This is a genomic window from Pseudomonas sp. MMS21 TM103, assembly GCF_022132145.1.
GTDB lineage: Bacteria > Pseudomonadota > Gammaproteobacteria > Pseudomonadales > Pseudomonadaceae > Aquipseudomonas.
Genome location: NZ_JAJISP010000001.1, coordinates 854,980 through 869,105 on the forward strand (window position 1 = coordinate 854,980; position 14,126 = coordinate 869,105).

The following is a 14,126-nucleotide window of genomic DNA, read 5'->3' on the forward strand; positions in this document are numbered from 1 at the left end:
GATGTCCGGCATATTTAAGGAAGCCTTATGCGCTGTCAACCAGACGAGCGATTCCAGGTTTACAACTGGTTAAAAAACAAACAGCCCTGCCTACTCTGCGACGAGCCATCCGACAGCGCAAACAGCCTCTGCGTCAGTTGCGAAAGCGAACTGCCGTGGCTCGGCGCACGCTGCCAGGTCTGCGCCCTGCCGCTGCCGCACGCTGGACTGACCTGCGGTGGCTGCCTGAAACGACCACCGCGCTTTGATCGGGTCGAGGCGCCCTGGCGCTATGCCTTCCCCGTCGACAGCTTGATCACCCGTTTCAAGCACCAGGCCAAGTGGCCATTGGGACGTCTGCTCGGCGAGCTTTTGTCACAACACCTCTTGCACAGTTTCGCTGAGGGCCTGGCCAGGCCCGACCTGCTGCTGCCCGTGCCCTTGGCCGAACGCCGGCAACGCCTGCGCGGTTTCAACCAGGCGGCGCTGCTCGCCCAGTGGCTGGCCGAGCAGTTGCACCTGCCCTTGCAGCAACACTGGCTGCAACGGGTCATCGACACCCCGGCGCAACAGCAACTGGACGCCGCCACCCGTAAACGCAACCTGCGCCGCGCCTTTGCCCTGGCGCCCAAGAGCCAGGTCAGCGGCCTGCACCTGGCCCTGATCGACGACGTGCTGACCACCGGCGCCACCGCCGAGAGCCTGGCGCGCCTGCTGAAACAGGCCGGCGCAGCGCGGGTCGACATCTATTGCCTGGCACGCACACCGAAACCAGGCGACTGACGTCACAGGCGGCGCCGATCACGGCCGGGCAGCGCCCGGCCATGCATAAGCGCTACACTCTTCGGCCCAGAGATCGGAGCCGACCATGTCCCACCCATTTGCCGCACTTACTCCCGACCTGGTGCTGGATGCCGTGGAAAGCATTGGCTACCTCAGCGATGCCCGCATACTGGCGCTCAACAGCTATGAGAACCGCGTCTACCAGGTGGGTATCGAGGACGATACGCCGCTGATCGCCAAGTTCTACCGGCCGCAGCGCTGGACCGACGCGGCGATTCGCGAGGAGCACAGCTTCACCTTCGAACTGGCCGAATGCGAGGTGCCGGTGGTGGCGCCACTGGTGCGCGATGGCGAGACCCTATTCGAGCACGCGGGCTTTCGCTTCACCCTGTTCCCGCGGCGCGGCGGCCGCGCCCCGGAGCCGGGCAACCTCGAACAACTGTATCGCCTCGGCCAGTTGCTCGGCCGCCTGCATGCGGTCGGCTCGCTACGGCCCTTCGCCCACCGCGAAACCCTGCAGGTACAGAACTTCGGCCACGCCTCGCTGGCCACCCTGCTCGAGGGCAACTTCATTCCGCGCAGCCTGTTGCCGGCTTATGAATCGGTGGCCCGCGACCTGCTCAAGCGCCTTGATGACCTGTTCGCCAACAACCCGGCGCAGGCGATTCGCCTGCACGGCGACTGCCACCCCGGTAACCTGCTGTGCCGCGACGACACCTTTCATATGGTCGACCTCGACGACTGCCGCATGGGGCCGGCGGTGCAGGACCTGTGGATGATGCTGGCCGGCGAGCGCCATGAGCGCCTCAGCCAACTGTCCGAACTGATGGACGGTTACCAGGAGTTCCACGACTTCAACCCGCGCGAGCTGCCGCTGATCGAGGGCCTGCGCTCCCTGCGCCTGATGCACTACAGCGCCTGGCTGGCGCGGCGCTGGGACGACCCGGCATTCCCCCGCAGCTTTCCCTGGTTCGGCAGCGAACGCTATTGGGGCGAACAGGTGCTGATGCTGCGCGAGCAACTGGCCGCGCTGGATGAAGAGCCGCTGAGGCTGTTCTGATCTGAGGGGCAACGGCAAGCGCAACAACCCCTGGCCCGCCTGGGATCATCGAGCAGGCCGAGCGCATGCCGTCATCGCGGCTTGCGCCGGCACGGGCCAGGTTGGTGCGGGGGGTTGCGGCGGAACATAGGCTCCAGGGCTGTAACGCCCGCGTTACGCAAATCAGGGTTTCCCCTGACAGGAAAAACCTGAACCTGCAGACAAGAGTCGCGCCGCACGACTAGAATCCAGGGCTTTCGTTAGCAGCCTAAGCAAGGACTCTGCATGGCCACCGTCAACCCGCGCCGCGGGTACATTCTCGGCCTCACCGCCTACGTCATCTGGGGCCTGTTCCCGCTCTATTTCAAAGCCATCCAGAATGTCCCCTCGCTGGAAATCATCGTCCACCGCGCACTCTGGTCGGCGGTCTTCGGCGCCGCGCTGTTGCTGGTCTGGAAACATCCGGGCTGGCTGCGCGAGCTGCGCGACAACCCCAAGCGTCTGGCGGTACTGGCGCTAAGCGGCCTGCTGATCGCCAGCAACTGGCTGGTGTATGTCTGGGCGGTGAACCACGAGCGCATGCTTGAGGCCGCACTCGGCTACTACATCAACCCGCTGGTCAATGTGCTGCTCGGCATGCTGTTGCTCGGTGAACGCCTGCGCCGCCTGCAATGGCTGGCAGTCGGCCTGGCCGCCGCAGGCGTGGCGCAGCAAGTGTGGCAGCTCGGCAGCCTGCCCTGGGTGTCACTGGTGCTGGCGCTGAGCTTCGGTTTCTATGGCCTTATCCGCAAACAGGCACCGGTCGCCGCGCTGCCCGGCCTGGTGGTGGAAACCTGGCTGCTGTTGCCCTTGGCGATCGGCTGGCTGCTCTGGAATCCGGCTGCCATGAGCAGCCAGGGCGAATTCTGGAGCACTCCCGAGGCACTCTGGTTGATCGCGGCCGGACCCATCACCCTGATCCCGCTGGTGTGCTTCAACGCCGCCGCGCGCCACCTGCCCTACACCACCCTGGGCTTTCTGCAATACATCGCACCGACCCTGGTGCTGATCCTGGCGGTCGCGGTCTTCGGCGAGCGCTTCGATTCAAGCAAGCTGCTGGCCTTTATCTGCATCTGGGCGGGCCTGGCGCTCTACAGCCTCGATGCCTGGCTGACCCTGCGCAAGCGCGGCTGACGCCGGCCGGTGGGGCGGACACGTCCGCCCCACCCAACCACTGCGCCAGAGGCTGCACAAAAAACAACCAATACAGCGCACTCCACGGCGCGCCTGGGCTGCAGCCATCCATCCCAACCTTATCCACAGAAGCATCCCCGGCCTGTGTGCACAAGTTATTGAAATAGCTGCTTTTTCAACCAACTCCAGGAGAGCCGCGGGGGACTAGCAGGACAGCCGGGGCTCCCCAGCTTATCCACAGCGATACCCACGCCAGCTGGGGATATGTGCAGACCCGTCCAGAGACTGGTTGTGAACATATCAAACGCCGTCGCGCTCGTTTTCCGGCGTGCGCAGTAAGCGAGCGTTTTTCACCCGCGCTCAGGCATCGGTACGCAGATTGAGCTCCACCATCAGGTCATCGGCGAGGGTTTCCAGCTTGGCCTGCAACACATCCAGGGATAGCTCCTGTGGCACCGCCAGCTGCGCTTCGGCGTGGAACAGCAACTCGCTGCTCATGGGCGCCGGCGTCACTTCGGTGATCAGGCTTTCCAGGTTGACCCCGTGCTCGGCGAGCAAGCGGGTGATATCGCGGATGATGCCCGGACGGTCATTGCCGATCAGGTCGAGATGAATCGGCTTCCAGCTACCGGAGAGTTCAACGCCACCATGCTCCAGGAGCACGCGGATGCCCTCGACACTCAGGCCCTGCAGCGCCTCGACCAGTTCGGCGTGGGCCTTGGCCGGCACCGCAACGCGCAGAATCCCGGCGAACTGGCCGGCCATGCGCGACATGCGACTTTCCAGCCAATTGCCGCCGTGGTCGGCCACGCACTGGGCGAGACGCTCGACCAGCCCGGGTTGATCCTTGGCGATTACGGTAAGTACCAGATGATCCATGACAAGCCTCTCGTTGTTGTTCAGCAGTCAGGTAAGGGATAACCGTGCGCAGGGCAGCGGCTCCGTGTTCAGTCGCCGTCTGGTGGCGATAATTCCAGCCAGTAGGTGTGGAACAGCTCGTCGCGCACATAGCCGAGCCGCTCGTACAGCGCCTGCCCAGCCAGATTGCTCTTTGCCGTCTGCAACTGCAAACCACAGGCGCCGGTTGTTTCGGCATGGCGCCGGGCGGTGTTCATCAGCGCTTCGCCAACCCCCTGTCGCCTGGCGACTTCGCTGACATAGAGGTCGCTCAACAGCCAGGCCGGCTGCAGCGCCAGCGAAGCATGAAACGGGTAGAGCTGGACGAAGCCAAGCGCCCGCCCCTGCGCATCACGCGCCAGAAACAGCACCGAGTCGCCTCGGCTAAGGCGCGCCGCCAGAAATACGCGGATCGCCGCCAGCGGCTTGTCCTCCCTATAGAACTGCAGGTAGCCGGCAAACAATCGGGTCAGATCGTCGAGATCGGCCGAACTGGCCGCGTCTATGTGCATAGGTCCATTCCTCCGCTAACTCAGACCGCACCACATCCCTGCTGCGCTTGCGCTCGGCAAGTCAGTATCACCAAACCTTCTACTACGGTCGTCGGAGTATAGGCAGCCCGACAAACAGGCGCCGCAAGACTTGGCGCGAATAATGTGTACGGTTTTAATATTTTTATGAAACAATAATTGCCTATTTTGAGAACATAACGTCCTCACCGTGACTGCAAAGCGTCTCTTGGTCGTACAACGACGCACACCCACTGATTTTCCCAGAATCTTGATGTAGTATGCCGCGCCTTGGACTACAAGACTTTTTCCCCGGTCCGAAGCGGCTATCGAGTAGAGCTGAAGAGCTGAGCAGAGTGAGGCAAGTGATGACTGATCGCGTTCAAGTAGGTGGCCTGCAGGTCGCCAAAGTGCTGTTCGACTTCGTGAACAACGAAGCCATCCCTGGTACCGGCATCGCTGCCGACAAGTTCTGGTCCGGCGCCGAAGCCGTGATCAACGAGCTGGCCCCGAAAAACCGTGCCCTGCTGGTCAAGCGCGACGAGATCCAGGCACAGATCGACGGCTGGCACCAGGCCCGCGCCGGTCAGGCCCATGATGCGGCCGCCTACAAAGCCTTCCTCGAGGAGATCGGCTACCTGCTGCCGCAGCCGGCCGACTTCCAGGCCAGCACCGAGAACGTCGACGAAGAAATCGCCCGTCTGGCCGGCCCGCAGCTGGTGGTGCCGGTGATGAACGCGCGCTTCGCCCTCAACGCTTCCAACGCCCGCTGGGGCTCGCTGTACGATGCCCTGTACGGCACCGACGTGATTTCCGCAGAAGGCGGCGCCGAGAAAGGCAAGGGTTACAACAAGGTTCGCGGTGACAAGGTCATCGCCTTCGCCCGCGCCTTCCTCGACCAGGCTGCACCGCTGGCCGCCGGCTCCCACGTCGACGCCACCGGCTACCGCATCGAAGCCGGCAAACTGCTGGTCAGCCTCAAGGGCGGCAGCAACAGCGGCCTGCTCGACGACGGCCAACTGGCTGGCTTCCAGGGCGATGCCCAGGCGCCGATCGCCGTGCTGCTCAAGCACAATGGCCTGCACTTCGAAATCCAGATCGACGCCAGCACCCCGATCGGCCAGACCGACCCTGCCGGCGTCAAAGACCTGCTGATGGAAGCCGCACTGACCACCATCATGGACTGCGAAGACTCGATCGCCGCCGTCGATGCCGATGACAAGGTGGTGGTTTACCGCAACTGGCTGGGCCTGATGAAAGGCGACCTGGCCGAGAGCGTGTCCAAGGCCGGCCAGACCTTTACCCGCACCATGAACCCGGACCGGGTCTACACCCAGGCCGACGGCGGCGAGCTGACCCTGCACGGGCGCAGCCTGCTGTTCATCCGCAACGTCGGTCACCTGATGACCATCGACGCCATCGTCGACAGTCAGGGCTTCGAGGTTCCGGAAGGCATCATGGACGGTCTGCTGACCAGCCTGATCGCCATCCACAACCTCAATGGCAACACCAGCCGCAAGAACACCCGCACCGGTTCGATCTACATCGTCAAGCCGAAGATGCACGGTCCGGAAGAAGTCGCCTTCACCAGCGAACTGTTCGGTCGCGTCGAGGACGTGCTCAACCTGCCGCGCAACACCCTGAAAGTCGGCATCATGGACGAAGAGCGGCGCACCACGGTCAACCTCAAGGCCTGCATCAAGGCGGCCAGCGAGCGTGTGGTGTTCATCAACACCGGTTTCCTCGACCGCACCGGCGACGAGATCCACACCTCGATGGAAGCCGGCGCCATGGTGCGCAAAGCCGCCATGAAGAGCCAGAAGTGGATCGCCGCCTACGAAGACAACAACGTCGACGCAGGCCTGGCCTGCGGCCTGCAGGGTCGTGCGCAGATCGGCAAGGGCATGTGGGCCATGCCCGACCTGATGGCGGCGATGCTCGAACAGAAAATCGCCCACCCGCTGGCCGGCGCCAACACCGCCTGGGTCCCCTCGCCGACTGCCGCCGCCCTGCACGTGCTGCACTACCACCAGGTCGACGTGTTCGCCCGTCAGGCCGAGCTGGCCAAACGTGCGCCGGCTTCGCTGGACGACATCCTGAGCATTCCGCTGGCCGCCGAGACCAACTGGACGCCCGAGGAAATCCAGAACGAACTGGACAACAACTCGCAGGGCATCCTCGGTTACGTGGTGCGCTGGATCGACCAGGGTGTCGGCTGCTCCAAGGTGCCGGACATCAACGACATCGGCCTGATGGAAGACCGCGCCACCCTGCGTATCTCCAGCCAGCACATGGCCAACTGGCTGCGCCACGGCGTAGTCACCCTGGAACAGGTGGTCGAGAGCCTCAAGCGCATGGCGCCAGTGGTCGATCGGCAGAACGCCAGCGACCCGCTGTACCGTCCGCTGGCGCCGGACTTCGACAGCAACATCGCCTTCCAGGCGGCCCTGGAACTGGTGGTCGAAGGCACCAAGCAGCCCAATGGCTACACCGAGCCGGTTCTGCACCGCCGTCGCCGCGAATTCAAGGCCAAGAACGGCCTGTAATCCGCTGCTGCCGCAACACCGAGAAACCGCCCTCCGGGGCGGTTTTTTTATGCCTATGCCGTCAACGCCAGGCGGGGCTTCAGAAGTGCAACAGCCAAGCGCAACCGCGTCCGGTTCGGCTGCGTCGTGCCCAGTGCTGGTGAGCAGGCGTCCAGTTACACCCGACTGGTCACTGTTGGATTCAACGACTCATCGGCCCCAGCACCGGCTGGGCGCGGAAATGGCTGTGGCCACTGATCGGCGCGCCGGCCTGGCGCAGGGCCTCGCGCTGTTCGGCGATGGGCGTGCGCGCGGCGATCATCTCGTAGGCGCCGAGGCGAGCGAAGGGGGGCAGCGCCAGGGCCGTATCGACCAACGCGGCCAGCTTCGGCCAGCGCGCGGCGTCGACGCGGTAGCGGGCGAACTGGGCGTTGCGCATGAAGCAGGCGATGGCAATGTCGGCAATCGACAACTCGCCGAACAGCCAGCCGTGAGCCGGCAGCCGGGCCTCCAGATAGTCGAAGATGGCCGGCAGATCCTCGTCATAGGTCTTCTGCAGCAGCGCCTGGTCCGGCTCGCGACCCCACACCGCGCGGCCGATCACCAGCTGGTTGAACAGCTGCCAGATGACCACCTGGCCCATCCGGCTGTCGGCGTATTCCTCCAGCCAGCGGGCCTGGGCCCGCACGGCGATGTCCTCGGGGTACAGGCGCGGCTCGGGGTAGCGCTCCTCCAGGTACTGGCAGATCACCGAAGAATCGTTGAGCACCAGGTCGCCGTCCACCAGCACCGGAATCTGCCGCAGCGGGCTGAGGCGGGCGAACTCGTCGTTGCCGTAGAAGGGCACGATGGGATCAACCTCGTAGGCCACCCCTTTCAGTTCCAGCAACACCAGGGCCTTGCGCACATAGGGTGACAGGTAGGAGCCGATGATCAGCAGCGGTTGCGCCATGGGAATATCCTTGTTGTCGATGGATAGAACGCAGTTTTACTGCCAACTCCGCGCCTGTACAGCGCGTAAATCCAGGCCCTGCGGGACGGCCAGGCGACACCGACTAGACTTACGTCCAATGGGCACCCTGGCCGTTGCGGCCGACCATAGTCATTCACAGTTGCTTCGAGGCCGCGCGGCATGAGCAAATCGGACGCTTACACCCAGGCGGGCAAGACAGCGGTGCTGCAGAACATCCACGGCACCGTGGAGTTCCTGCAGAAATACCCCCCGTTCAACCAGATGGACATGGCCCACCTGGCCTATCTGGTGGAAAACTGCCAGCTGCGCTTCTACAGCGCAGGCGAGACCATCATCAAGCCGACCGACGGGCCGGTCGAATACTTCTACATCGTCAAGCAGGGTCATGTGCATGGCGAGCGCCCGCACTCGGCCAAACGCGGCAGCGAAACCACCTTCGAGATCACCAGCGGCGAATGCTTTCCGCTGGCGGCGCTGATTGGCGACCGGGCCACCCGCACCGAACACCTGGCCGCCGAAGACACCTTCTGCCTGCTATTGAGCAAGCAGGCCTTCGTCAAGCTGTTCTCGCTGTCCAACCCGTTTCGCGACTTCGCCCTGCGTGGGGTCAGCAGCCTGCTCGACCAGGTCAACCAGCAGGTCCAGATGCGGGCGGTGGAAAGCCTCGGCGCGCAGTATTCGCTGGACACCCGCCTGGGTGAACTGGCCATGCGCCAGCCGATCAGTTGCCCGCCCGCCACGCCGCTGCGCCAGGCCGTGCAGCTGATGCACGAACAGCACGTCGGCAGCATCGTCATCGTCGATCCGGCGCACAAGCCCCTGGGCATTTTCACCCTGCGCGACCTGCGCCGGGTGATCGCCGACGGCAGCTCGCTGGATCAGGCGATCGACAGCCTGATGACGCTCGAGCCGTTCTACCTGCCGCCCGACGCCAGTGCCTTCGAGGCGGCAATCGCCATGACCGAGCGGCATATCGCCCACATCTGCCTGGTCGACCACGAACGCCTGTGCGGCGTGGTTTCCGAGCGCGACCTGTTCTCCCTGCAGCGGGTCGACCTGGTCCACCTGGCCCGCACCATCCGCCATGCCGGCACGGTCGCGACCCTGGCCGCGCTGCGCAGCGATATCCAGCAACTGGTCGACCGCATGCTCGCCCACGGCGCCAGCTCGACCCAGATCACCCACATCATCACCCTGTTCAACGACCACACCGTGTGCCGGGTGATCGAACTGACCCTGGAAGACCTCGGCGATCCCGGCGTGCCCTTCACCTGGCTGTGCTTCGGCAGCGAGGGCCGCCGCGAACAGACCCTGCACACCGACCAGGACAACGGCATCCTGTTCGAGGCCAGCGACGCGGTGACCGCCGCCGACATGCGCCGACGCCTGCTGCCGCTGGCCGCCGAGATCAACCAACGCCTGGCCCTGTGCGGTTTCACCCTGTGCAAGGGCAACATCATGGCCGGCAACCCGGAGCTGTGCCTGTCACGCCACGAATGGACGCGGCGCTTCAACAGCTTTATCGATGAAGCGACCCCGGAAAACCTGCTCAAATCGAGCATCTACTTCGACCTGCGGGTGGTCTGGGGCGATCCCTACGGTTGTGACCTGGTGCGCCAGGGCCTGCTCAAGCAGGTCGCCGGCAACAGCCTGTTCCAGCGCATGATGGCCGAGAACGCCCTGCGCCAGCGCCCACCGGTTGGGCGTTTCCGTGATTTCGTGGTGGCCCGCAAGGGCGTCGAGAAAGACACCCTCGACCTCAAGGTGCAGGGCCTGACCCCTTTCGTCGATGGCGCCCGCCTTCTCGCCCTGGCCAATGGCATCGAAGCCTGCAACACCCTGGAGCGCCTGCGCGAGCTGATCGCCAAGGGGGTGATCGAGCCGCTCGATGGCGCGGCCTATGAAGAGGCCTATCACTTCATCCAGCAGACGCGCATGCAGCAACATCAACTGCAAGCCCAGCAGGATCGCCCCTACTCCAACCGGATCGATCCCGACAGCCTCAACCAGCTCGATCGGCGCATCCTGCGCGAGGCCTTTCGCCAGGCCCAGCGCCTGCAAAGCAGCCTGACATTGCGTTATCAGCTATGAGTCAGTTCACCTGGTTCACCGGCCGCGGTCCCGCCCTGCTCGAGTCGCAACTGGACCGCCGCCTCGGCCTGGCCGAGCCGGCCGCCCTCGACCACAGGCCGCTGCACGAACAGCGCCTGGTGGTACTCGACCTGGAAACCAGTGGCCTCGACACCAGACGCGACCAGTTGCTGTCGATTGGCGCGGTGGTGATCGAAGGCGGCGCCATCGACCTTGGCCAGCAGTTCGAATGCACCTTGCAGCGCCGCGACCACCAGGTCAGCGCCAGCGTGCTGATCCACGGCCTGGCGCCCAGCGACATCGCCGCCGGAATCGAGCCGGCCGAAGCCCTGCTGGACTTCATGGCGTTCCTCGGCGACAGCCCGCTGCTGGCCTTCCATGCCGGTTTCGACCAGCGCATGCTCGCCCGCGCCCTCAAGCAGAGCCTGGGCTACCGTCTGCGCCACGATTTCTTCGATGTCGCCGAACTGGCACCGATGCTCTGCCCACAAGCGAAGATCCCGCGCGGCGGCCTGGACGACTGGACCAGCTATTTCGGCCTGCAGGCGCAGCAGCGCCATCACGCCAGCGCCGACGCCCTGGTCACCGCCGAGCTGGCCCTGATCCTGTTCAGCAAGGCGCGCCGACAGCAACTGGACAGCCTGCTGGCCCTGCAACAACGCCTGGCCAGCTGGCGCCGGCGCCAGCGCGCTCACTCCCTTTGATGCGTAGGGCGCACGGCGCTCACGCCTAGGCTGTCACTCGCCGCAGGCAGTGCACCATCGGTTGCTCGTTGCGCCGCAATAACGGGCGGGTTATCGCTGCGCATCTGAGCGATCAGCGGTACGGCCGCCCCCCAGCAGGGCGACCCGGTAGATGATGCGCTTTTCATCCACCAACCCAGCACGCAGGTGGCGGGGTAAAGCGCCAGCCACCCTAGAGATCGCGCATCAGCAGTCCGTACTCCAGCTGCACCTCGACTGGCAGTGGCAGGTAGACCATGTGGCCGTCGCCCGGCGCCACGCCGATCGCCTGGCCCTGGCGATTTTCCAGGCTCTCGAGGCGCAGGCGCAGGTTGCCCTGGGGGGTCATCAGTTCCAGGCCATCGCCCAAGGCGAAGCGGTTCTTCACCCGCACTTCGGCCAGCTCGCCGCGTCGTTCGCCGGTCAGTTCGCCAACGAATTGCTGCTGCTCGGACACCGAACTGCCGCGTTGGTAATTCTGGTATTCGTCGTGCACATGACGGCGCAGAAAACCCTCGGTGTAGCCGCGATGGGCCAGGGACTCCAGGGTGCCCAGCAACGACTGGTCGAATGGCCGGCCGGCCACGGCATCGTCGATGGCCTTGCGGTACACCTGGGCGGTGCGCGCCACGTAGTAATGGGATTTGGTCCGGCCCTCGATCTTCAGCGAGTGCACGCCCATCTGCACCAGGCGCTCGACGTGCTGCACCGCGCGCAGGTCCTTGGAATTCATGATGTAGGTGCCGTGTTCGTCTTCAAAGGCGGCCATCTGCTCGCCGGGGCGGCTGCCGTCCTCCAGCAGAAACACCTGCTCGGTCGGCGCACCGGCGCCCAAGGTCGGCTCGACGAGGCGCACGATATCGCCCAGTTCGTTCTCCTGGGCGACCTCGGCCTTGTACTGCCAGCGGCAAGCATTGGTGCAGCTGCCCTGGTTGGGGTCGCGCTTGTTGATGTAGCCGGACAGCAGGCAGCGCCCGGAATAGGCCATGCACAGCGCGCCATGGACGAATACCTCCAGCTGCATGCCCGGCACTTCGCTGCGGATCTCGGCGATCTCTTCCAGCGACAACTCACGCGACAGAATCACTCGGGAGAGACCCTGCTGCTGCCAGAACTTGACGCTGGCCCAGTTCACCGCATTGGCCTGCACCGACAGGTGGATCGGCATCTGCGGAAAATGCTCGCGCACCAGCATGATCAATCCGGGATCGGACATGATCAGTGCATCCGGGCCCATCTCGATCACCGGCTGCAAGTCCTTGAGGAAGGTCTTCAGCTTGGCATTGTGCGGCGCGATGTTGACCACCACGTAGAACTGCTTGCCCTGGGCATGCGCCTCGGCAATGCCCAGGGCCAGGTTGGCGTGATCGAACTCGTTGTTGCGCACGCGCAGGCTGTAGCGCGGCTGCCCGGCATACACCGCATCGGCGCCATAGGCGAAGGCGTAGCGCATGTTCTTCAGGGTGCCGGCCGGGGACAGCAGTTCGGGGTGACGGGGTGAGGAGGCCATATGCCGCGCGCTCGAAAATCCAGGGCCCGCGATTCTAGGGGCTCGGCGGCCGCTCGGCCTTGATCTGCATCTATAAAAAGGGCGAATCGGGCAGACAGCAAAACGCCCCGTTGCCGGGGCGTTCTGTTTACCGCTTTAGCGCTTTAGCACTCAGTGATCGATCGCAGCACCTGCACCACGTGGGATGCGGATGTCTTCGATGATGTGCTGGATGTGCTCCGGCGGTGCAGCAGTTACCTGGGCCACTGCAATCGCAGTGATGAAGTTGAAGATCATGCCCAGGGTACCGATGCCTTCAGGCGAGATACCGAACCACCAGTCAGCCGGCCCGGCAGTCGGGAAGATGAACTTGTAGTAGACGATATAGCTGAAGGTGAAGGCCAGACCCACCACCATGCCGGCGATCGCGCCTTCCTTGTTCATCTTCTTGGAGAAAATCCCCATGACGATGGCCGGGAAGAACGAGGCTGCCGCCAGGCCGAAGGCGAACGCCACCACCTGCGCCACGAAGGCCGGCGGGTAGATACCGAACAGACCAGCCACCAGTACCGCTACAGCTGCGGCCAGACGTGCCGCGAGCAGCTCCTTCTTCTCGCTGATGTTGGGCATCAGGGTGCTCTTGAGCAGGTCATGCGAGATCGAGGTCGAAATCACCAACAACAAGCCTGCAGCAGTCGACAGTGCCGCCGCCAGACCACCTGCAGCGATCAAGGCGATTACCCAGCCCGGCAAACCGGCAATTTCCGGGTTGGCCAGAACCATGATGTCGCGATCCACGTAGAACTCAGTGGCAGCGGGAGTAGCAGCGTTAGTCACTACGCGCTCGCCATTCGCCCCAATTTCTGCGGAGAAGGTCGGAGCACCCACGAATGGAGCACCTGGGCCGTACTGGATCTTGCCGTCACCGTTCTTGTCCAGCCAGGCGATCAGACCGGACTTCTCCCAGTTTTTCACCCACTGCGGCGCTTCGCTGTATTGCAGCTCAGGAATGCTGGTCAACAGGTTGATCCGGGCAAAAGCCGCGATAGCAGGAGCGGTGGTGTAGAGAATGGCAATGAACAGCAGGGCATAACCGGCAGACTGACGGGCAGCACGCACGGTCGGGGTGGTGAAGAAGCGAACGATTACGTGCGGCAGACCGGCAGTACCGACCATCAACGCCATGGTGATGAAGAACACGTCGATAGTCGACTTGCTGCCATCGGTGTAGGTGTTGAAGCCCAGATCGGTGCTCAGGCCATTCAGGCGCTCGAGTACCGAGGTGCTGGTGCCGATCACGTCACTGCCGAAGCCCAGCTGCGGGATCGGGTTACCGGTGATCATCATCGAAATGTAAATCGCCGGCACCATGTAGGCGAAGATCATCACGCAGAATTGCGCCACCTGGGTGTAGGTGATGCCCTTCATGCCGCCGAGCACGGAGTAGAAGAACACGATGCACATGCCGATGATCACGCCGGTGTTGATGTCAACTTCCAGGTAACGGGAGAAGACGATACCGACGCCGCGCATCTGCCCGGCCACGTAGGTGAACGAGATGAAGATCACGCAGACCACCGCGACCAGACGCGCGGTCTGCGAGTAGTACCGCTCGCCGATGAAATCCGGCACGGTGAACTTGCCGAACTTGCGCAGGTAGGGTGCCAGGCACATGGCCAGGAGCACGTAACCGCCAGTCCAGCCCATCAGGTACACGCTACCGTCGAGGCCGACGAAGGAGATGATCCCCGCCATGGAGATGAACGACGCCGCCGACATCCAGTCAGCGCCGGTGGCCATGCCGTTGAGGATCGGGTGTACGCCCTTGCTGGCGACATAGTATTCGCTGGTGGAGCCGGCCCGGGTATAGAGGGCGATGCCGATATACAGCGCAAAAGTCGCGCCGACGAACAGATAGATCAGAGTTTGGGTATCCATGTTCGGCG

The 14,126-nt window shown here is 63.9% G+C and carries 11 protein-coding genes; 6 read left to right on the plus strand and 5 right to left on the minus strand.

What is annotated here, in order from left to right; translation table 11 throughout:
• Positions 1–27: 27 nt before the first annotated feature.
• The 3 genes from LJY18_RS03920 to rarD all read left to right on the plus strand — a co-directional run bounded on the left by LJY18_RS03920 (position 28) and on the right by rarD (position 2,974).
• On the plus strand, positions 28–762 hold the full coding sequence (locus tag LJY18_RS03920) for a ComF family protein (protein WP_238040483.1): 735 nt from the start codon (positions 28–30) through the stop codon (positions 760–762).
• Positions 763–847: 85 nt separating this feature from the next.
• Entirely contained in the window at positions 848–1,822 is a 975-nt protein-coding gene (locus LJY18_RS03925; RefSeq protein ID WP_238040484.1) for a serine/threonine protein kinase, read from the plus strand.
• Between the two features lie 264 nt (positions 1,823–2,086).
• On the plus strand, positions 2,087–2,974 hold the full coding sequence (gene rarD / locus LJY18_RS03930) for an EamA family transporter RarD (protein WP_238040485.1): 888 nt from the start codon (positions 2,087–2,089) through the stop codon (positions 2,972–2,974).
• 360 nt (positions 2,975–3,334) lie between these two features.
• On the opposite strand, the gene LJY18_RS03935 is transcribed toward rarD, so the two are convergent.
• Positions 3,335–3,853, minus strand: a complete 519-nt coding sequence (locus LJY18_RS03935) for a glycine cleavage system protein R (protein ID WP_238040486.1) — start codon at positions 3,851–3,853, stop codon at positions 3,335–3,337.
• Between the two features lie 68 nt (positions 3,854–3,921).
• Positions 3,922–4,383: a GNAT family N-acetyltransferase gene (locus LJY18_RS03940; protein WP_238040487.1), complete on the minus strand. Its 462-nt coding sequence runs from the start codon at positions 4,381–4,383 to the stop codon at positions 3,922–3,924.
• Positions 4,384–4,748: 365 nt separating this feature from the next.
• Between LJY18_RS03940 and LJY18_RS03945 the strand changes: the two genes are divergently transcribed.
• Positions 4,749–6,926, plus strand: a complete 2,178-nt coding sequence (locus LJY18_RS03945) for a malate synthase G (RefSeq protein ID WP_238040488.1) — start codon at positions 4,749–4,751, stop codon at positions 6,924–6,926.
• 181 nt (positions 6,927–7,107) lie between these two features.
• On the opposite strand, the gene LJY18_RS03950 is transcribed toward LJY18_RS03945, so the two are convergent.
• Positions 7,108–7,857 carry a glutathione S-transferase family protein gene (locus tag LJY18_RS03950; protein WP_238040489.1) on the minus strand — a complete coding sequence of 250 codons (750 nt, stop codon included), beginning with the start codon at positions 7,855–7,857 and terminating at the stop codon, positions 7,108–7,110.
• 180 nt (positions 7,858–8,037) lie between these two features.
• Between LJY18_RS03950 and LJY18_RS03955 the strand changes: the two genes are divergently transcribed.
• Both LJY18_RS03955 and LJY18_RS03960 read left to right on the plus strand, forming a co-directional pair.
• Positions 8,038–9,969: a putative nucleotidyltransferase substrate binding domain-containing protein gene (locus LJY18_RS03955; protein ID WP_238040490.1), complete on the plus strand. Its 1,932-nt coding sequence runs from the start codon at positions 8,038–8,040 to the stop codon at positions 9,967–9,969.
• Complete coding sequence (locus LJY18_RS03960; RefSeq protein WP_238040491.1) at positions 9,966–10,673, plus strand: 3'-5' exonuclease; 708 nt, start codon at positions 9,966–9,968, stop codon at positions 10,671–10,673. Before LJY18_RS03955 ends, LJY18_RS03960 begins: the two co-directional genes overlap by 4 nt.
• A 211-nt stretch (positions 10,674–10,884) precedes the next feature.
• Here the strand turns inward: LJY18_RS03960 and trhP are convergent, their stop codons facing one another.
• Complete coding sequence (gene trhP / locus LJY18_RS03965; RefSeq protein ID WP_238040492.1) at positions 10,885–12,201, minus strand: prephenate-dependent tRNA uridine(34) hydroxylase TrhP; 1,317 nt, start codon at positions 12,199–12,201, stop codon at positions 10,885–10,887.
• Between the two features lie 150 nt (positions 12,202–12,351).
• Positions 12,352–14,118, minus strand: a complete 1,767-nt coding sequence (locus tag LJY18_RS03970; RefSeq protein ID WP_238040493.1) for a sodium:solute symporter family protein — start codon at positions 14,116–14,118, stop codon at positions 12,352–12,354.
• Between the last annotated feature and the right edge of the window lie 8 nt (positions 14,119–14,126).